This window comes from Streptomyces sp. NPDC001513 (assembly GCF_042894695.1).
Taxonomy (GTDB): Bacteria; Actinomycetota; Actinomycetes; order Streptomycetales; family Streptomycetaceae; genus Streptomyces.
This window is the reverse complement of sequence record NZ_JBIAVU010000006.1, coordinates 113,144-131,400: the sequence shown is the minus strand read 5'-3', so window position 1 is coordinate 131,400 and position 18,257 is coordinate 113,144. Positions and strand designations below refer to the sequence as shown.

The following is an 18,257-nucleotide window of genomic DNA, read 5'->3' as shown; positions in this document are numbered from 1 at the left end:
GCATGGCGCTAGACGCTGCTATCGGCATCGGCAAGGAAAACACCTACGGCACTGCGGCTACTACCGTCCTCGGCTACGAGGGCAAGGCAGACAGTTGGAAGACCACGCGTGAGTTCATTGAGTCGGTCGGTTTCCGAACCGGCCTACAGACCGCGCGCGCTGACCGTCGCAACATCATCAACATGGGCGGTGAGGGCGAACTAGAGGTTGACCTACTAGACGCGGGTGCGGCTGCCCTCTTCTCTGCCATCTTTGATAAGACCACCAGCACGCCGAACGGTACGACTGGAAAGACCACGCACGTATTCGAGACCAGCACGCAGAGTGCTGCACCCTCGTTCACGTCGCAGATGATCCGGCCTACCACGGACGGCAAGAACGTTGCTTACAAGCACGTCGGTTGCCAGGCGACAGAGTTCACTCTGACCGCCGAAGTTGAGAACGCGGTGACCCTCACTGCGAACTTTGACTTTCAGGACGTGTCCCACACGGACGTAGTTGGTCAGATTCTCCCGATCACCTATCCCGCTACCGCGCTCCCCTACGACTGGTCCCGCACTGCCGTCTCTCTCAAGATTGACAACGTGTCGGTCCCGCTTTCGGTCAACTCCCTTGAGCTGACCGGCGATCTAGGCATGAAGGTTGACCGACGCTTCCTGCGCGGTAGCTCGCTTAAGGCCAAGCCCGTACGCGCCGCCGTGCCGACATATGAGGGCACGCTAGAGGGTGAGTTCACCAGCGACACTCTCAAGGTCTACGAAGCGTTTGTGGCGGGCAAGATTGCCGCTCTGACGATTGACCTTGTGGGACTCACCCCGGGCACGTCGGTCAAGATTGAGGCTCCTGCAATCCAGTTCACCGGCGATTCGCCGGAAGCGTCGGTTGACGACGTCACGGTTTCTGAGCTTCCGTTCCGAATCCTTGACCCTGGCACGGCCAACACCGCCGCACTCAAGCTCACTTACATTGAGCCCACTCCCGGATGGGTTGCCCCGTAAGGGCACCTACTAATTTAGTAGGTGACCCCTTGGCATCGTCTAGGTTCTCAGTTCAGGTCGATGGGCTGAACGAGCTTAAGCAAGCTCTCAGGAAGCTCAAAGACAAAGACCTCAACAAGAGCGTGCGCGACGCCAACAAGGCGGCAGCGGAGATAGTCCGGCCGGACGCCCAACAGGGTGTTCCGCAGCATGCGCGTACACCTAAGGACAGCAAGAAGTACCGACCCGGGAAACTTGCCAAGTCCGTAAAGGTGGTCGCGTCGGCTAACTCCGCTGCCATCAAGGCAGGCACTAAAGCCCGTGCACCTTATGCCGGAGCAATTCACTTCGGTTTCCCTCGGCGGGGCATTCGCCCTAACCGATTCCTTTACCGAGCAATGGCCAGGAACTCCGGCGCCGTCTCGGATACGTACGAGCGTGAGATTACCGCCGTACTCAAAAACAAATTGGAGAGTTAGTCATGGCTAAGAAGACCGCTGAGAACGTCGGCACCCTGGGTGAGGTTCTGTCTATCGACATTGACTCTCTCTCCATTGATGAGATTGACATCATTGAGGACATCATCGACGGTCCACTAGACCAGCTCGCTAAGCCGGGCGCGCGAAAGGCAAAGCTCCTTCGCGCTATGGCCGTGGTTATCAAGCGGCGCGAGGACCCGACTTTCACCGCTGAGGATGCGGGCAAGCTGCGCATCTCCCTCAAGGCCGTGCCGAAGGACCCTACCGCGCTCAGCGAGTAATCACCTGCGCGCGGCTTGTAGGGCATTACAGGGGCCTTACGTGGGCCGATGTGCGCTCACTCTCGCTGAGGGATTTCAACACGCTCACAGACCAAATGGTGAGCGACGTTGAAGAGCAGAACAAGCAAGCCCGGAATGCGTCCCGGGGGCGCACATCGGCCCCGGCCGATGGGGTCAGGCGGACCCCGGTTATGACGTAATTCTCACTCTGCGTATACCGCCGGCATACCGCGGGATATACACAGAGTTACAACTGAATAGAGGTGCGGCGTGGCCGGGGAGCCCATCAAGATCACTTTGCTAGGTGATGTTTCGGACCTAGCAAAGAGCATGGCCAAGGCTTCTGCGGAAGTCTCTGAGATAGGCACTGAGCTAACCGACGCGCTAAAGGATGCGTCGCAAGAGGCGGGCCGCCTAGGGGACGAAGTTGCCAACGGCATTGAGGATGCCGGGGCGGAAGTCGGGGGCTTTGGCGAAAAGCTCAAGGGGCTTGCCCTTGGTGCCGGTCTCGCTATTGGCGCCGCCCTCGCAATGGGCCTTGGCCAGGCTCTTGAAAAGGAAGCCGGTAATGACCTCCTGGCCGCTCAGCTAGGTGCCAACCCTGAGCAGGCAAAGGCCCTGGGGCAGGCGGCCGGTAAGGTCTACTCCGCCGGTTATGGCGAGTCTGTCGCTGACGCGAATGAGGCTCTCAAGAACCTTTGGCAACAGGGTCTAGTTCCTGCGGGCGCGACTGCCGACGAGATGGCCAACATTTCAAAGCAAGCGCTGAATGTCGCATCGGTCCTGGGTGAGGACGTTGGCCCGACCGCTAATGCAGTCGGCACCATGCTAAAAACGGGAATGGCGAAGAACGCCAAAGAGGCATTCGACATTCTCGTTGTAGGCGCACAGAACGGTTCCAATAAGGCCAACGACCTGTTGGACACGTTCAATGAATACTCGGTTCTATTTCAGCGGGTTGGCCTAGACGGTAAAACGTCAATGGGCATTATCTCGCAGGCCCTTCAAGCCGGTGCCCGTGACTCGGATCAGGTTGCCGACGCGCTCGGCATTTTCGGTGAGGTCGCTCTAAAGGGTGGCAAGGCCGTTGATGAGGCGTACGCGTCCATTGGGGTTAACGGCAAGCAGATCACGGCCCTAATGCAGGAAGGCGGGGCAAGCGCGCAGAAGGCATTCCAAATGACCACGGATGCACTGCGCAATACCAAAGACGAAACGGTACAGCTAAATGCAGCGTCGGCATTGTTCGGTGACCCCGCGAACACCATGGGCAAGGCCCTGTACGCGATGGACCCTGCATCGGCAGCGGCAGCCAACGGCCTAGACAAGGTAAACGGCGCGGCGCAGCGTGCAGGCGACACCATGCACGACAATGCCAGTGCCAAGCTCACCGCCTTTTGGCGGACGCTTGAGACCGGCGCTATTGACCTCATTGGCGGGAAGGTCATTCCCAAGCTAGAGGCACTAGCAACGAAGTTTGCCCCGATCGGCAGCGCAGCTAAGACCGTCCTAGTTGACTGGGTAGTGCCTGCCGTTCGGACCTTTGGGGAAGTGGTCGGCTCCACCTTTGCTTTCATCGGGGAGCACAAGACCACGTTCACCGCGATAGCCACGGCTATTACGGTTTTCCTGTTGCCCGCCCTGATCTCTTGGGGTGTCACGTCAGTCACTCAGGGAATCGCTGCGGTGACTGCATGGGTGACGTCGGGGGCAGCGTCCACCACGTCCGCACTAGCTCAGGTCACGGCATCGTGGGCTGTGGTTGGCGGGTGGCTCAAGGCAGGGGCTCAGGCGCTCATATCCGGCGCCATGGTCGTTGGGCAGTGGGTTGCCGGTGCTGCTGCCGCCGTAGTCAATGGCGCGGTCATGGTGGCCACTTGGATTGCCATGGGCGCTCAGGCCATGTTGCAGGCGGCACGGATGGCGGCAGCGTGGCTTATCGCCATGGGCCCGATAGCCATTGTCATTGCGGCAATCGTTGCTCTTGCGCTGCTGATTTGGACCAACTGGGATCAGATCAAGACGTGGACCGCTGAGGCTTTCCAGTGGGTTTGGGACAAGGTCAAGTCGGTCTTCAACTGGCTCGTTGATCTCTTCCTGAACTTCACGGGCCCGGGGCTCTTGATCAAGCATTGGGACACCATCAAGACCAAGACCGCTGAGGCTTTCCTATGGGTGCGCGATAAGGCCAAGGAAGGACTAGACGCGGTCATTGGATTCTTCCGGGACCTACCCGGCAGGATCATGGGTTTTGTCGGGAGCATCGGCAGCGCTGCGGCAAGTGTCGGACGAACCATCATCGACACGCTAGGACAGGGGCTTTCCCAGCTAGCTAGCTTCGGCGGAAGCATTGGTGACGCGGTGGCGCGAGGACTCAAGAGCGCCATCAATTCCTTGATCGACCTACTCAACTGGGCGATCCCGGACCGCATCGGAATCGGGCCGGTTGGGGTCGATATCCCGCATAACCCGATCCCCAAGATTCGCGCTATGGGTGGTCCGGCAGCGGGTCTTACCCGAGTTGGTGAGCGCGGCCCTGAGTGGCTGAACCTCCCCAAGGGATCGTCTGTCATCCCCAACCACGCTGGCCCGTCTGGCGGGGGTGTGGTTGTGAACGTACAGACCAACGCTGACCCGTACGCGATTGGTCGGCAAGTGGCATGGGCGCTACGTACGGCGCCCCGGTAACCACCTACTAATTTAGTAGGTGGTCCAACTCAACAGGGGGTAGAGATGGGCGAGTTGAACGACTGGACTTGTGAGTTCAACGGGCTGGTCATGGGTGAACCTGACTCGCCCATCTCTATCGTTGGCGTTGACGGTCTGCTGTCCATGCCGGACGTGCGCACGTCTGACCTGACACTTGTTCAGCGTCACGGGCTGTACGCGGGTGACGACTACATGAACGGCCGTACCGTCACGCTGACCCTTGAGGTTTACGGTTCCACCCGGGCAGAGTTCACCAAGGCGCTCAGCGCGCTCTACGCGGCCATTCAGCCTGCCGAGCGTGAGAAGCCTCTACGGTTCCGTTTCCCGGGCGTAGGCGGCGATCTAACGGGGTTCGTGAACGTCCGGCCGCGCAAGCGGTCCGGCCCCCTTGATCTCAACTTCGCCTATCAGGTCTGCAACGTGGTCGTTGAACTCTTCGCCACTGACCCCCACATCTACAGCGACGCACTGACGACTAGGAACCTGTCGGCCCCGTGGCAGGGGTCAACCCCCAAGCTCTACTTCAACTCCCCCGGGTCCGTTGCCCTCCGGCCGCTTATCAAGCTGACCAACGCAAAGGACTGCAAGCTCACTGACGAAGTGACCGGCCTTTGGTTCGGCATGACCAATCTTGCCGGTGCAATCACCATCGACGCTGAGGCACAGCGGGTGACCGGCTCGGTTACCGGTACCGACTTCACAGACCGGATTACCCCCGGCTCTACGTGGCCCGAATACGGCTTTGGCGAACACCGCCTATCCATGACAACCCTTGCGGTGAATGCCGCCTCTACAGCCGAACTCACGTGGCGGGATAGGTGGGTCTAATGACCAGCGCGGCATATACCGTTGTTCAGACGGACCTAAAGACCGGCAACGTTGTGACCACGCTGCCGGTTACCGCACTCGCTTTCACGCACGCGCTGAACGGTGCCGGAAGTGCGAGCGTCGGTATCCCGCTGTTCGCCCCTGAGGCTGACCCCAACTCCCTACGCCCGGGGGCGAGTGGCCTAGTGGTCCTACGGGACAACGTCCCCGTGTGGGGTGGAATCCTTTGGACCCTAGTGGGAGATATAGACGCGGGAACGCTCGCCCTCAATGCGACGGGCTACCACTCGCATTATCAGGGGCGGTACTTCGTCAACGGCTGGACGGCGAAGAGCAAGGAACAAGCAACCATTCTCAAGGATTGGTTCGCGTTCTTCAACGGGGACAACGGCATTGCCACGGACACCAGCCTTGTCACGTCAACCGGCCACGTCCGAACAACGGTGTGGACTAAGTACGAACTCAAGAACGCTGCCGAAGCAATCGAAGAGCTTGCCGACAACATCGGCGGATTCAATTTCCGGTACTCCCCCTATTGGGTGACGGTCGGAAAGAAGATCGGTCACCGCTTCCTGATATCCAGCCGTGAAGGTGTCACCACTTCCCATAGCCTCACTCACCGCGCGAACTGCAACGTGACCTCTGTGAGCTACGACAGCACCGCCCTATGCACCGTGGCCTACGCAACCGGCGCAGACAAGGGCAATGGCGAAAAGCTCGTTGGCGTGTTCACTAACCCGTCCCTTGAAGCCACCATGCCGGAAAAACTCATGGTCGCTTCATATAACGACGTCAAGGAAACCGAGACCCTCATTGATAAGGCTCAGGCCACCATCAATGCGGGGGCGGTCCCGGTGGCAATTCCTGAGCTGACGCTCTATCCGGGCGAGTTCGGGCCGCTGGACTTCACCCCCGGGGACATTACTGCGGTGAATGTGGATGCGGGTTACGTCGCCCTCTTTGACGAATTCGTTGTGACCGAATGCGCCACGGCAGTGGACGCGAATGGAACCGAAACCATCAAGCTAGCGCTTGCCAGTAAGGAGCTATTCAGCAATGCCAACCCAAGCTAACGTAGTCCCGCCCTCGCTGATCAGTGAGCTTTCTGAGGTAAAGCGACGCCTGAACGCTATTGAGCGTGCCCCTGCCCCCGTGAATGCCTTTGACCGGTACCCCGCAACCGAGTGGGCCGCTCAGGGGCGCCCGGAAGTGGGGGGCAATATTTGGTCGTCCGTCTCCATAGCTAACGTTACGGGGCTGACATTTGACCGCGTGGAATGCAAGTTCATTACGGACTTCCTCCTTACGGGGAAGCGTGAAGCCGAAGTAAGGCTTGCCGCATTCCGACACGACAGCATGGGACAGCGCTTCATTGTCAGCGCGTCCCGCGTGCTCAACCTTCACGGCCTATCCGCCCGCTACGTTGGCGTATGCCTACTCCGATGGGTGCACGGCATTCCGTTCGGATGGGACTACGAAGAGAACAACACCGTTTACACCATCGAGCTACAGCACCGGTACCGCGTTGGCCCTGAGGAGTACGACTCTGACGCCCACACGCAGGATGTCTTTGCGTTCTATAAGGACACAAAGACTAGCGCCCCTAGCACCGGTGGCGGGCTGGAAATGCCCAATAACAACAACTACGAAACGATGGTTCTGCCCAAGAGTCGGCCGAACATCTACGGCGGATGGCTGACCATTCCGCGAATCGTTGGCGATCAGGAACAGTACGGTTCCTATTCCATCTCGGCCATGCAGTATTGCGTAGGACTTCCAAAGGATCGAATTCCGGAAGCAAGCGCGGCAGGCTGGGCGTGGACCCGTGGCATGAATTCCAGTTGGGGCCGGGCTGCCAGTCTGACCGAAGACTACTTCTCTGTATAGGAAACAACGATGGACCTCACCCGACTATTTGGGGCGGCGGAAATCGTTGTCCCCCTACTCGTCTTTGCCGCATTCACCATGCGCCGCTTCCGAGACGGCATGGTTGCATCTTGGAAGGAAGAGGCGGAAGCCTACCGCTCCAAGGTTGAGCGGCAGAGCGAAGAGCTAGCCGCGCTACACAAGGAAGTGCGCGAACTGCGACGCGAGAACGCAGAGCTACGCGCACAGGTTGAGCGGCTACTAGCCCGCCCGTAATCATCCACTCTTCCGGGACCACCTACTAAATTAGTAGGTGGTCCCCCTCGTATGGGGGTCCTATGCCTATTCCCGGCGCCATTCCTACTGTCAAGGTGCACGGCACCTACTACGGCCCCGACGGGCGGGCCCTATCCGGGACAGTCACGTTCAGCATTCCCGCGCTGTTGACGTTCCCGGATTCTGACCTATTCATTGCCGGTCCGGTAGTCGCTCAACTAAACGAGACTGGACGCTTTGAGGTCACACTACCGGCGACCGATGCACCGGGTATGAATCCATCCGGGTGGTCCTACACCGTGAAGGAGAACCTTTCTGGCATAGTTGGTTCGCGCACATTCTCAATGCTGCTGCCTAAGGCAGTGGCCGAAGTTGACCTTGCCGACATTGCCCCGGCTGACCCGACTACACCGAACTATGTTCCGGTGGCCGGAAGTCAGATTCTGTACGGCACTGCCGTGCCTACTGGCGCCATCGGGGTCAACAATGACTTCTATGTGCAGTACGACACGCGGACGCTGCTAGGGATCACGCATACCACGGTCACCAATTGGCAGAAGACCGGGGGTGTGTGGGCTGCAATCGGCGGTGACGTTCACGGGTCGCAAATCTTCCTCAACACCGCGTCTACGCCTAGTACGGACGCCAAGCCCGGTGACATTCTCATACGCACCGACAATGGCGACATGTACCAGCGTTCGGCTAGCGGTTGGGGCAGCGCCAAGGGCAATATCAAGGGGCCTCAGGGTATCCAGGGAATCCAGGGTATCCAGGGAATCCAGGGCCCTACCGGTGCAGCTAGCACCGTACCCGGTCCTACCGGTCCTCAGGGACCGAAGGGAGATACGGGCGCAACGGGCTCTCAGGGCCCCCAGGGAATCCAGGGTGTACCCGGCCAGAATGGCACCGGCTCCGGAACCGTTACGGCCGTGAACAACGTGAACCCGGATGGCGCGGGAAAGGTAACTCTTACCGCTGCCAACGTCGGTGCAATGCCGACAACCGGCGGAACGTTTACTGCTGACGTCGCGTTCAACGGCGCTGCGGGTGCCTACCGTCAGTGGTCCCTGGACGTCGGCAACGTGAAGCGCTGGACATTCCAGAAAGACGACACTGCCGAACCGGGCGACGGGTCCGGCTCGAACTTCCGGCTTTCGTCTCGCAATGACGACGGAACGTTTAAGTCAACCCTGTTCTTTGGTGACCGTGGCACGGGGGCAATCGCGCTGGGCACAACCGCACCAACGGCCGGTGCGAAGCTGACTGTTAATGGTCCGACCGTCCTTAAGGCAGACGGCACAGCTACCGACGCGCTCAAGGTGCAGAATGACGTAGCCGCTGATCTGTTCGCCGTACGCAAGACCGGCAGTGCGCGAATGGCCGTAGGGAATCTCTACGCTGACAAGAACATTCGCGTAGGCGGATCGGGCAGCGCTGCCGGTATCGGTTCATCGGTAAACGGCGTACTCGCTATCGACAACGGAACGGGTCCGTCTGCGGCGAATGCTGCCGGTGTGCATCTGTATGCCACTGGTGGTCAGCTCACTGTGCAGGAACAGAGCGGCCGGTATTTCACGGTCAACGAGGGAACGCGAAACACGTGGACTCCCGACGCTCTTGGGTTTGAAGCGTGGACCGTGGACCCTGCCTCGGTTGCCAACCCGACCACGCTAAAGGCTGCCGTGGTTCAGCGGCTCTACATGAGCGCGGTGAACATCACAGAGCCAACCACGGTTAGCCGCGTGGTGATTCACTCGCGTGGCTGGGCAGGCTCCACCACGGTTCCCGCCGCACGGTTCTTCGCCGGTATCTACAGCGAGGCCGGAACGCGCGTTGCGTGGACGGGGTCAACGGCACTATCCAACGTGCCCATGGCTGGTCAGATCAGCGGTTCCCCGGCAGGAATGATGAGCAATCACGTTGGCGCCGTCCCGCTGCCTCTAACGGCTAGCTACACAATGCAGCCCGGACGCTATTGGTTGGCGTTCCTACTGTCCGCCGGTTCCGCGACTGACTTCTATTACTTCCACATTCAGAATGAAGCCCCGTCGAGTCCGTCGAACTTCTTTCTTGGAAGTACAGCGTTCTGCCGGAATTGGTATCTCAGCGGCCAGACCACGCTTACGGCCACCGTAAACCCGGCTAGCGCGCTCGTGGACCATGACCCGCCCATCATGGCGGTTGCCGTCTAACACCACCTACTAATTCAGTAGGTGGTCCCTGCCCCGTCCGGGCTGAATCCGGGCGGGGCTTTCTGTTGAGAGGAACACGCATGTCCATTGACTCAATGCTTGCCGCTGCTGCGGTTGACGCTGACGCTGGCTATAAGGAGGGACCTAGCAACGACACCAAGTTTGGCCGCTGGTACCCCATGAACAACGAGCCGTGGTGTGACATGGCCGTTTCCATGTGGGCAGAGCTGTCCGGCAACGCTGAGGCGGTCGGCAAGTTCGCCTATTGCCCGTCGCATGTGAACTGGTTTAAGGGCCGTGGTCAGTGGCTTAGTGCCAACTCTGCCGTCAAGCGGGGTGACATCGTGTTCTTCACTTGGGACGGTGGCCCCGTGGCGGACCACGTTGGAGTAGTTGAGTTCGACGCTGCGGCAGGCTCCAACGTCCGCACCATTGAGGGCAACACGTCCAGCGGCAACGCTGGTTCTCAGGGCAACGGTGATGGGGTCTACCGGCGCTCCCGTAGCCGGTCCGTCATCCTGGGCTTTGGGCGCCCCTCGTACGGCGATAGCGGCCCGTCTGGACCGTCCCGCGCTCAGGTGGTCATCAACGGTCTGACGTACGGCTACGGCGCCACTGGTGACCACGTCACGCAGGTTGGAACGGCCCTTGTGGCTAAGGGCTTCGGCTCTCACTACAGCGAGGGACCGGGGCCCAACTGGACCGATGCTGACACGCTCTGCTATGCGGACTTTCAGGAGTCGCTAGGGTTCACCGGTTCCGACGCTGACGGGGTTCCCGGTCCGTCCAGCCTCAAGACCCTTCTAGGCACGCTGCCGGGTGGCTCCACCCCTAGCAAGCCCGCCGGTTACGAGCCGTTCCCTGGTGAGGCGTTCTTCAAGCGGCACCCCGATAGCCCGATCGTAACTGCCATGGGAAAGCGGCTAGTTGCTGAGGGGTGCAGCGCTTACCGCGTCGGTCCGTCCGCTGAGTGGGGCGAGGCTGACCGGGCTTCCTTCCGCAAGTGGCAGGTGAAGCTAGGCGACGCGCGCGCCTACTGCGACGGGTGGCCCGGTAAGCGGCAGTGGGATGCGCTCAAGGTCCCGCGCGTCTCCAAGTAACACAACGTAGTTACCGCGGGGCCCGGCATGTCCGTTTCTGTACCGATTCAGGCTATGCCGGCCCCGGGGCCAATTTTTACAGACAGTCACGAAAGGACTTTGTCAATGACCTTCGCCAAGAATCACGCTACTCGCCTCTACGCGCTAGCCGTGGCCGTGCTCGCCCTAGTGGCTCACTACGTGCCGTCCCTGCCGTCCGCGCTCATCCTGGGTGTGGTTGCTGCGGTGCTCGGTACCGGTGAGGCTGTGCAGCGTCTAGAGAACGCGAAGACCCTTGCGGGTGCGCTGCTAGAGGCTGACGGCAAGCACCGAAAGGAGTAGTGGAATCCGTCGCACCCCCATAGCTGTGAAAGCACCAACGGCTATGGGGAGTGCGGCACATGTCCTATCGCAACATCGCGCTTATGGGTAAGGCCCGTTCGGGGAAAGACGAAGTGGGTAAGTACCTCACCGCTAACTTCGCATTCACGCGGGTGGCATTCGCTGACCCCCTAAAGGGAATGGCGCTTTCCCTTGATCCCATCATCGGTGCCGAGTCTGGCCATTACGGCTATCTGCCTAACCGGCTCTCAGACATCGTGCGCCGGTACGGGTGGGAAAAGGCAAAGGATCGTTACCCGGAAATCCGCCGGACGCTACAGCGTCTCGGGCAGACGGTACGGGTCAACGATGCTGACTACTGGGTGAACATCGCCATGGACAAGGTGGACGTGGCAGACACGTGGAACCTGCCCGTAGTCGTGACTGACGTCCGGTACCCCAACGAGGCTGACGCACTCCGCGCGCGTGGCTTCCTACTCGCACGGGTGCAGCGTCCGGCCGCTGAACATCTGACCTTGACTCAGGCGGGGGCTGCAACCCATGAGAGTGAGACCGCCCTAGACGACTACCCCGCAGACGTGACCCTTGCCAACGTGGGCACGCTGCCCCAACTCCACCTAGACGCAAGCCAGTTGGTCACGCGCCGCTAGCGCACCGCCCCTCTTCCTTCGGGAAGGGGGGCTTTTTGCGTTCCCATGTCACCCGAACGGGTGAGTCCCAGGGGACCACCTACTAATTTAGTAGGTGGGGGGTTGCGCCGACCATGATCAATGCCCTACTGTCCTACCTGTAAGCACAACACGGCAACAAAGGGGCGGGGAACATGGCTGCAAAGCTCAAGCTGTCTGAGGTTCGCGGGGACGTCATGATCGGTGCGGCCGGAGGGTTCAAGGGTACGCCGCACGCGCTCAACATGACTGACGCTGGGTGGGCGCCTTACTGCCCCACTAAGGCCAAGTCCGCATTCTCCTCTTGGGGTCCGGCGCACGAACAGAAGCCGGAGATTGAGCTTTGCATCAAGTGCTCTGCCCTTGTCGAGACCGGCCCGGTTGAGATCGTTGAAAAGGCCGTGACGATCCCCGGGCTTGGCCGTGACGTCAAGGTGAAGACCGCCGTAGCGGTTCCCCTTGAGTTCCCTGAGACCCCCACTGAGACCGGCACCACCAACACCGAAGAGAAGGAAGCCACGATGGCAGCGAAGACGATGGACAAGGCCGCGCAGGAAAAGGCCGAGCAGGAAATCCGGGCGGGAATTGAGCGGGTCGTGACGCTTATCGCTGAGGGTAAGGACGACTCTGCCAAGGAACTTATGGAAGAGCTGAACAAGGACCGGGCGAAGATCACCGGCACGGGTGCCGCCGGTGTCAAGGCCAAGCTTCGCGCCGACCAGGAAAAGGCCGTAGAGGCTGCGGCAGCTAACCGCCCCGCCCCCAAGGCTGAGGTGGTCAACCCCGAGACGCAGAATTGGGAAGACGTCGAAGGGGCGCGCGAGAAGATCGACGCTGCCGCAAAGAGCATCGGTGCGGCACTGTCCGCCAACATGAAGTTCTCCAAGCTCTCCCGCGAAGTTGCGGATGCCAAGATGGGGCTTGCCGTCACGTTCACCGACAAGAACGGCAACCCTGACATTGGCTTCACCAGCGACGCACTCAAGAACGCGTTCCGCAAGATGACCGCTGACGCCCTCGCTGAGGCCGGAATCCCGGACAACTTTGAGGGGAACAAGACGCTTGCCAAGTTCCTCAAGGCCGTTCAGAACCGCCACGCTGCCGCACGCCGTGACTTCGTTCTGAGCCTTGACGACAAGCCGGAGCTTGCCGCCCTCTTCACCCGCGCCAAGGAAGCCCACCCGGACAAGCCGGTTTCGGAAGCGGTGTTTGAGTACCACAAGGTCTCGCGCGGTCAGACCAAGGAAGAGATCGAAGAGGCCGACTGGAACAAGGAGCGCGCGGCGGAACTCGCTGCCGCCGAAAAGAAGGAACTGGCGTCCGGCGAGGGCGAGGGTTCCGGCGAGGGCGAGGGCGAGGGCACTCCGGCCACTGAGCCCACGTACGTGGACATTCTTAAGCTCGCCACGGCGGCCGTTAAGGCCACGACGAAGTTTAAGACCGCCAAGTTCAGTGTCCTCAAGGACGAAGAGCGCGAGGAAATGGAAAAGCAGGCTAAGGCCCTTGAGGATGCCGCAAAGGAAATCCGTAAGGCCCTGATCGGCTGACGCTGACAGACCGGCACCACGGGCCCCCGCTCTATTCACACCCGGATAGGGCGGGGGCCCGTCCCATAAGACCACCGTGTGAGGGGAACGCAATGCACGACAAGAGCGAAGCGGAACAGGCGGCGGACGTTATGGCGTACGCGCGGGGGAAGGGTTACGACGCACAGCCCGTCATCAAGCCCGGCTACAGCCCTGAGCGGGCGCGACACGAAGACCTTGTTGCACTGCTGCGCGGCGAAAAGGGCAAGCTCATCATCACCCCGGAAGACCGGGACAAACTTGACCGGGAAGTCATTGCCCTTGAAGCGCCGGTCACGTGCGCTGAGTGCAAGAACGTCTTGCCGCTTTGGGCCACGGACCCGGCGCCGGAAGACACACGGACATGCTCCCCGCTGAACGCCATGTCATGCACATGCGTGCCCGATGGGCAGTACCTCACGCACTACGCGGCCGAGGAACACGGCACGCTCAACGGGTGCCACTACTGCGGTAGTTACGCTCACGCGGCATGCTCGCATGAACCGACCAGTGAGCGCGTGGGGCTTCCCCCTGAGCTGACATACGACGGGGGGCGTGCGTACAAGTGCACGCGATGCAAGCAGCACCGGCCGGAAGCGGCGCTCAACACCCTTGACCGACTGGCAGCGCTGTACGTCTGCGCCGACCCCTGTCAGTAGTCCGACCACCCGGGACCACCTACTAATTTAGTAGGTGGTCCCCCACCTGAGGGACAGTCAGATGACGTATCCGCGTAGGCGGCATGAGCCGCTGAGCGAAGAGGAGCTATCGGCACCCGCAACATGCGTCCGATGCGGCGCGATCCGTGAGCGCCGTTACATGGCCAGGCTCATTGAATCCGTTGGGGGCGGGGTGGCGTGCTCCCCGAAATTCCGTGAGTACAGCGAAGAGTGCAAGAACTGGGGTGGCGTGCAATGAGGAAGACCACGCAAGACGAGATTGCTGAGTGGTACGCGGGGGTACTGGACAAGTTCGGCGCGTACATCCCGGACGCAGACGCTAAGCGCAAGATCCTGACTTCGCGGAACGAGTGGACCGAGATTTCCGCCGGTCCCAAGGCAAAGCGCACGTCCGGGGTAATCGCTATCCAGTGGGACGAGATGGTTTACGAACTCGCCTACGCGGAAAGCCGTCGCGCCCCGGGGTGGCAGGCGGAATGGGAGCCGGGCTTTGTGATCGAAGAGATCACAGAGGAAGTACCCGAATTCACGCCCGGCCCGTTCAGCCCGTCCGGTCTCGGTTCCGCATGGCTCAAGCTCAAGGCGCGCGGGCCACACGAGACTTGGAGCTGGGGCCCTCTCGGGGATTCCATGCGGTGGCAAGACGTTGACGCGAACGGCGAACCTACCCGCGCAGGATTCGAGCGGATCGCAAGCGCGTTGAATGATCTCTACGCGCTGACCCACAACGAGGAATGGCCGATTGCCGCCAAGGCCCGTAAGGACCGGGAAGCGACTCTTGAGGCGCGTGAGCGCGAGGACGGCGAAGAGCTGTCCCGTGAGTGCGCCATCTGCGGAGAGATCAAGAGCAAGGAAGCCATGCACACTTACGCATGGGTGTGGATGTGCAAGACCCACACCACGGACGAGACGAACAAGCTGACTCGGGCGTTGAAGCTCTGAGTGCCCGCCTAACGACCTAGCGGACGGCCCCCGGTGTCTTCGGACCCGGGGGCTTTGTCGTGCCCGCAGACGGGCGCTGAGCGCCGCGCCTGCCCCCTCAGCAGTGAGGAGCGGTGACGAGTGACGGAATGACGACTACTTCTGTTCCACCCATACATCACTCAGTCAGCCTCTTCTGTGGGACCGACCCGGAAGCCCCCTCACGGTCGTCACTCGTCACCACTCCCCCGGGTGGAATCCCTCGCCCCCAAGCACCCCTGTAAGCACTTCCAAGCCCAAGGGGGCACAGTGGGAACCGTCCGCACTATCCAGCGTTCCGGCACCCGGTTCTATATCGACCCGGAAGACAGCACCATCAAGAGGCCGGGCGTAACATCCATCATCTCTATGCTTCCTAAGCCCTTTCTGGCTTTCTGGAATGCCAAGATGGTTGCCGAACTCGCCGTTGATTCCCTGCCGTTCGTAGAGCAGATGCATGCAACGGCCGGACGCGAAGCGGCAGTTGACTTTCTCAAGGGTGCCGCTCGCCGGTACACCAAGATTCGGGCCGATATCGGCTCTCAGGCACATGACCTCTTTGAGCGCATGATCCGGGGTGAGTACGTCGGGCACGTCCACCCGGACCTTGAGCCCTATCGCGCGATGTTCGCTGAATTCCTTGAGGCAGTGAATCCGGAACTAGTCCGCGCTGAGGATGTGGCGTGGTCGGATACGCACGACTACGCGGGAAGCTTTGATGCCATTCTCCGCGTGTGGCTGGACGAAGAGGGGAAGCCCACTCCGGATCGGTCCGGAGTGCCGCACATCCTGATTGTGGACTGGAAGACGTCCAAGGCCACTTACGCGGACGTTGCCCTACAGATGGCCGCGTACGCGCACGCCGATTTCATCATTGACCCGGACGGCAACCGTGCGCCCATGCCGGAATTCGATGGGGCGGCAGTGCTGCACATCACCCCGGAACAGTGGGCTTTCAAGCCGGTGTCCATTGAGGCCCATGTCTTTGATCTGTTCCTGACTCTCCGAAAGGTCTTCACGTGGGACCGGGAGACCAGTAAGACCGTCATCGGTCGGGCTATCGCGAAGAGCGCCGGAAAGCTCATCACCGGAACTGAGCGCCGGGCCCGGTAGGCGGAATCCCTCGCACCCAAGGGCTAGTAGAGAGGGGCGAGGAACGGACCGGCCAACCCCGGGAATCCTTCCTCCCCCCTCTCTCCACTTCACATGAACTCTTTGGAGAGATTCCGCATGCTGCTTAACCTCTGGGACACCGACCCCAACAACAAGCCCAAGGTCCGTGAGAAGTTCTCTGATGACACCGTGGGTAAGTTCCACTCTGGTCACTCGGTCGTAAACGACAAGGGCGAGAAGGAGCCTGAGAGCCTCTCTGAGTGGCGCGTGTCCACTGGTGACCCTGAGGTTGCCAAGGCCGTTGCTCAGCTCTTCGGCGGTCAGCCGGTGGAGAACGAAGAGACCACGTCTGAGAACTACATTGACGTATTCACTTCGCGTGAGTCCGTGCCGGTCATCCTTGAGGGGCCGGACGCAATCAAGGCTGACATGAAGCTGTGGAACCGCAACAAGCTGGTCCACCACTGCGACGGCGTTAAGTTCCTTTCTCCGGATGAGCGCAAGGGTAAGCCGTGCCTTTGCCCTGAGCTTTTCGCGGAGCGCAAGCAGGCAGCGAAGGACCTTATGGGCCCGTCCCCGTCCATCACTGTCACGTTCCGTCTGGCCGATGACCCGGACCTTGGCCTGTTCAAGTTCCAGACCGGCTCTTGGACCATGGCCGCTGTGCTTCACGAGTACGCGAATTACCTTGAGCGGGTCAACGGTGACGCCGTGGCAGAACTCGCGCTTGAGCTTGTTGAGTTCACCATCAAGAAGGGCCCTAAGAAGGGTCTGTTCGTCAGCTACTACAAGCCGGTTATCAATCGCGTCCGCTCTTACAACGATGCCGTGGCGGAGTAATGACCCGTGACGAATTCGCTGAGGCTCTAAGGGTGCTGCCGGATGTTGATATCCGGCGCCCCCTTTGGGAGTTCACCCCGGGCGAGCGTCCGGCGGTAATTCATGAGCGGCGTGTCCGCTTCGGTGTTGACGATGATGAGGGGCTTGAATTCGTTGGGTAAGCGCGGTGTTGTCACGGACTATGCAGGCGAAGAGCTGTACCCGGGTGACCTGATCAACTACGCGGCCCGGCAGGGCAACCGCGTACGCGTCACGGACGCAATCGTTCAGAAGGTGACCACGCGCCTTGAGGGGGGCAGGCTGCGCCCCATGCTCAAGGTGCAGCCCACCGGCACAGAGTCGGGTTTCACGAAGCGCCGCTCTCTGCGCGCTGAGTGGATCTCTGCGGAGCACGTCCGGCTTGTCATGGCGGACGTTGCCGACGAACCCACTCGCTAGACCGAACCCTAGGGGCCGGACGGTATCCAAGTGATACCGTCCGGCCCCTCTTTGCTATCCACCACCTACTAATTTAGTAGGTGGTCCAAGGAGGAACATGGACAAGGCCATTACGTCCGACGCTGCCCCCGCCCTGGGGGACGTACGGACCATGGGCGAGGGTGACACCCTCTGGCTTGAGGGCGGGGTGTGGAACCGGCGGGATTGGGGGCGATACGTCTTCGTCATCGCTGAGGCGGTATCCCGTGGCGCTGACGCTAGGTGGGTCCGCAAATGAGTAACTGGGTTCTGTATCTAGCTTGTTGGATGTGCTTTAACGTCGGGTTCCTGACTGCTGCACTGCTGCTACCGAGCAAGGGGCGGCGCCGTGGCTAACCCCAACAAGGCCAAGGGGACCGGGTGGGAATCCGCCGTTCGCGACTACCTCAATGCCCGGCTAGGACTGGTGGATGAGTTCGGGAAGTTCCTTGACCCGTTCTCAGCGCTGAACGTCCGACGTCCGGCACAAGAGGGTGCGGCAGACGTAGGGGACGTGCACGCCGTGCCGTTCATCCTTGAGTGCAAGAACGTCAAGTCACCGGCCGTCCCAACCTTCCTACGGCAAGCGGAAGTTGAAGCCCATCATGCCGGATTTCCGTACGGGGTAGCCGTGGTGAAGTCGGCCCGGCTGAACGTCCGGCGGGGCAAGGTGCACTTCACCGTGCGCACGTGGACGCGGGTGCGTCTGTCCCTCGGTATGTGCTCCCGTCATTTCGCTGACCGCTACTCCTTCACGGTCTCAACCCGTGGACTGAACACGGGTCGTTGGTACTTCACGACCGAAGTTGAGGACTTTGCCCTACTGCTTGCGGACATCCGGAGGAACCGTAACCCACAGTGAAATTCTGGCCCCTCGCCGGCACGGGCGTAAGCGGACAGAAACGGACATGCCGGGCCCCGCGGTAACTACGCAAAGTTACTTCGG

The 18,257-nt window shown here is 60.7% G+C and carries 19 protein-coding genes; all 19 read left to right on the top strand.

Annotation, left to right across the window (positions count from 1 at the left end; genetic code table 11):
* Positions 1 to 2 precede the first annotated feature (2 nt).
* Complete coding sequence (locus tag ACFYZ4_RS15170; protein ID WP_390784087.1) at positions 3 to 998, top strand: phage tail tube protein; 996 nt, start codon at positions 3 to 5, stop codon at positions 996 to 998.
* A complete protein-coding gene (locus ACFYZ4_RS15165; RefSeq protein WP_390784086.1) occupies positions 983 to 1,456 on the top strand; it encodes an HK97-gp10 family putative phage morphogenesis protein in 474 nt (157 codons plus the stop codon). The genes ACFYZ4_RS15170 and ACFYZ4_RS15165 overlap by 16 nt, the downstream gene beginning before the upstream one ends.
* Positions 1,457 to 1,458: 2 nt before the next feature.
* Positions 1,459 to 1,737, top strand: a complete 279-nt coding sequence (locus ACFYZ4_RS15160) for a hypothetical protein (RefSeq protein ID WP_390784085.1) — start codon at positions 1,459 to 1,461, stop codon at positions 1,735 to 1,737.
* Between the two features lie 270 nt (positions 1,738 to 2,007).
* Complete coding sequence (locus ACFYZ4_RS15155) at positions 2,008 to 4,425, top strand: phage tail tape measure protein (protein WP_390784084.1); 2,418 nt, start codon at positions 2,008 to 2,010, stop codon at positions 4,423 to 4,425.
* A 45-nt stretch (positions 4,426 to 4,470) separates the two neighbouring features.
* Positions 4,471 to 5,274: a hypothetical protein gene (locus ACFYZ4_RS15150; protein WP_390784083.1), complete on the top strand. Its 804-nt coding sequence runs from the start codon at positions 4,471 to 4,473 to the stop codon at positions 5,272 to 5,274.
* Positions 5,274 to 6,347 (top strand): hypothetical protein, encoded by a 1,074-nt coding sequence (locus ACFYZ4_RS15145; protein WP_390784082.1) that lies wholly within the window; start codon positions 5,274 to 5,276, stop codon positions 6,345 to 6,347. The genes ACFYZ4_RS15150 and ACFYZ4_RS15145 overlap by 1 nt, the downstream gene beginning before the upstream one ends.
* 199 nt (positions 6,348 to 6,546) lie before the next feature.
* Positions 6,547 to 7,161, top strand: coding sequence for a hypothetical protein (locus ACFYZ4_RS15140; protein WP_390784081.1), 615 nt, complete (start codon positions 6,547 to 6,549; stop codon positions 7,159 to 7,161).
* 9 nt (positions 7,162 to 7,170) lie between these two features.
* Entirely contained in the window at positions 7,171 to 7,416 is a 246-nt protein-coding gene (locus ACFYZ4_RS15135) for a hypothetical protein (protein WP_390784080.1), read from the top strand.
* 299 nt (positions 7,417 to 7,715) lie between these two features.
* On the top strand, positions 7,716 to 9,608 hold the full coding sequence (locus ACFYZ4_RS15130; RefSeq protein ID WP_390784079.1) for a collagen-like protein: 1,893 nt from the start codon (positions 7,716 to 7,718) through the stop codon (positions 9,606 to 9,608).
* Positions 9,609 to 9,688: 80 nt separating this feature from the next.
* Positions 9,689 to 10,708: a peptidoglycan-binding protein gene (locus ACFYZ4_RS15125; RefSeq protein ID WP_390784078.1), complete on the top strand. Its 1,020-nt coding sequence runs from the start codon at positions 9,689 to 9,691 to the stop codon at positions 10,706 to 10,708.
* Positions 10,709 to 10,813: 105 nt separating this feature from the next.
* Positions 10,814 to 11,029: a hypothetical protein gene (locus ACFYZ4_RS15120; RefSeq protein ID WP_390784077.1), complete on the top strand. Its 216-nt coding sequence runs from the start codon at positions 10,814 to 10,816 to the stop codon at positions 11,027 to 11,029.
* A gap of 59 nt (positions 11,030 to 11,088) precedes the next feature.
* Positions 11,089 to 11,679, top strand: a complete 591-nt coding sequence (locus ACFYZ4_RS15115) for a hypothetical protein (protein WP_390784076.1) — start codon at positions 11,089 to 11,091, stop codon at positions 11,677 to 11,679.
* Between the two features lie 173 nt (positions 11,680 to 11,852).
* Positions 11,853 to 13,244, top strand: coding sequence for a hypothetical protein (locus ACFYZ4_RS15110; protein ID WP_390784075.1), 1,392 nt, complete (start codon positions 11,853 to 11,855; stop codon positions 13,242 to 13,244).
* Positions 13,245 to 13,336: 92 nt separating this feature from the next.
* Positions 13,337 to 13,921, top strand: coding sequence for a hypothetical protein (locus ACFYZ4_RS15105; protein WP_390784074.1), 585 nt, complete (start codon positions 13,337 to 13,339; stop codon positions 13,919 to 13,921).
* A 255-nt stretch (positions 13,922 to 14,176) separates the two neighbouring features.
* On the top strand, positions 14,177 to 14,884 hold the full coding sequence (locus ACFYZ4_RS15100; RefSeq protein WP_390784073.1) for a hypothetical protein: 708 nt from the start codon (positions 14,177 to 14,179) through the stop codon (positions 14,882 to 14,884).
* 288 nt (positions 14,885 to 15,172) lie between these two features.
* Positions 15,173 to 16,015, top strand: a complete 843-nt coding sequence (locus ACFYZ4_RS15095) for a hypothetical protein (RefSeq protein WP_390784072.1) — start codon at positions 15,173 to 15,175, stop codon at positions 16,013 to 16,015.
* 117 nt (positions 16,016 to 16,132) lie between these two features.
* Positions 16,133 to 16,855 carry a hypothetical protein gene (locus ACFYZ4_RS15090; protein ID WP_390784071.1) on the top strand — a complete coding sequence of 241 codons (723 nt, stop codon included), beginning with the start codon at positions 16,133 to 16,135 and terminating at the stop codon, positions 16,853 to 16,855.
* Between the two features lie 102 nt (positions 16,856 to 16,957).
* Complete coding sequence (locus ACFYZ4_RS15085; RefSeq protein WP_390784070.1) at positions 16,958 to 17,293, top strand: hypothetical protein; 336 nt, start codon at positions 16,958 to 16,960, stop codon at positions 17,291 to 17,293.
* Between the two features lie 367 nt (positions 17,294 to 17,660).
* Positions 17,661 to 18,173 carry a hypothetical protein gene (locus ACFYZ4_RS15080; protein WP_390784069.1) on the top strand — a complete coding sequence of 171 codons (513 nt, stop codon included), beginning with the start codon at positions 17,661 to 17,663 and terminating at the stop codon, positions 18,171 to 18,173.
* The last annotated feature ends 84 nt before the right edge of the window (positions 18,174 to 18,257 follow it).

Bases quoted from the DNA above. Each gene is read 5' to 3' on its own strand.
- ACFYZ4_RS15125 (WP_390784078.1), top strand. From the start codon at position 9,689: ATGTCCATTGACTCAATGCTTGCCGCTGCTGCGGTTGACGCTGACGCT.
- ACFYZ4_RS15165 (WP_390784086.1), top strand. From the start codon at position 983: ATGGGTTGCCCCGTAAGGGCACCTACTAATTTAGTAGGTGACCCCTTG.
- ACFYZ4_RS15090 (WP_390784071.1), top strand. From the start codon at position 16,133: ATGCTGCTTAACCTCTGGGACACCGACCCCAACAACAAGCCCAAGGTC.
- ACFYZ4_RS15100 (WP_390784073.1), top strand. From the start codon at position 14,177: ATGAGGAAGACCACGCAAGACGAGATTGCTGAGTGGTACGCGGGGGTA.
- ACFYZ4_RS15160 (WP_390784085.1), top strand. From the start codon at position 1,459: ATGGCTAAGAAGACCGCTGAGAACGTCGGCACCCTGGGTGAGGTTCTG.
- ACFYZ4_RS15120 (WP_390784077.1), top strand. From the start codon at position 10,814: ATGACCTTCGCCAAGAATCACGCTACTCGCCTCTACGCGCTAGCCGTG.
- ACFYZ4_RS15105 (WP_390784074.1), top strand. From the start codon at position 13,337: ATGCACGACAAGAGCGAAGCGGAACAGGCGGCGGACGTTATGGCGTAC.
- ACFYZ4_RS15085 (WP_390784070.1), top strand. From the start codon at position 16,958: ATGAGCGGCGTGTCCGCTTCGGTGTTGACGATGATGAGGGGCTTGAAT.
- ACFYZ4_RS15135 (WP_390784080.1), top strand. From the start codon at position 7,171: ATGGACCTCACCCGACTATTTGGGGCGGCGGAAATCGTTGTCCCCCTA.
- ACFYZ4_RS15110 (WP_390784075.1), top strand. From the start codon at position 11,853: ATGGCTGCAAAGCTCAAGCTGTCTGAGGTTCGCGGGGACGTCATGATC.
- ACFYZ4_RS15170 (WP_390784087.1), top strand. From the start codon at position 3: ATGGCGCTAGACGCTGCTATCGGCATCGGCAAGGAAAACACCTACGGC.
- ACFYZ4_RS15145 (WP_390784082.1), top strand. From the start codon at position 5,274: ATGACCAGCGCGGCATATACCGTTGTTCAGACGGACCTAAAGACCGGC.
- ACFYZ4_RS15115 (WP_390784076.1), top strand. From the start codon at position 11,089: ATGTCCTATCGCAACATCGCGCTTATGGGTAAGGCCCGTTCGGGGAAA.
- ACFYZ4_RS15150 (WP_390784083.1), top strand. From the start codon at position 4,471: ATGGGCGAGTTGAACGACTGGACTTGTGAGTTCAACGGGCTGGTCATG.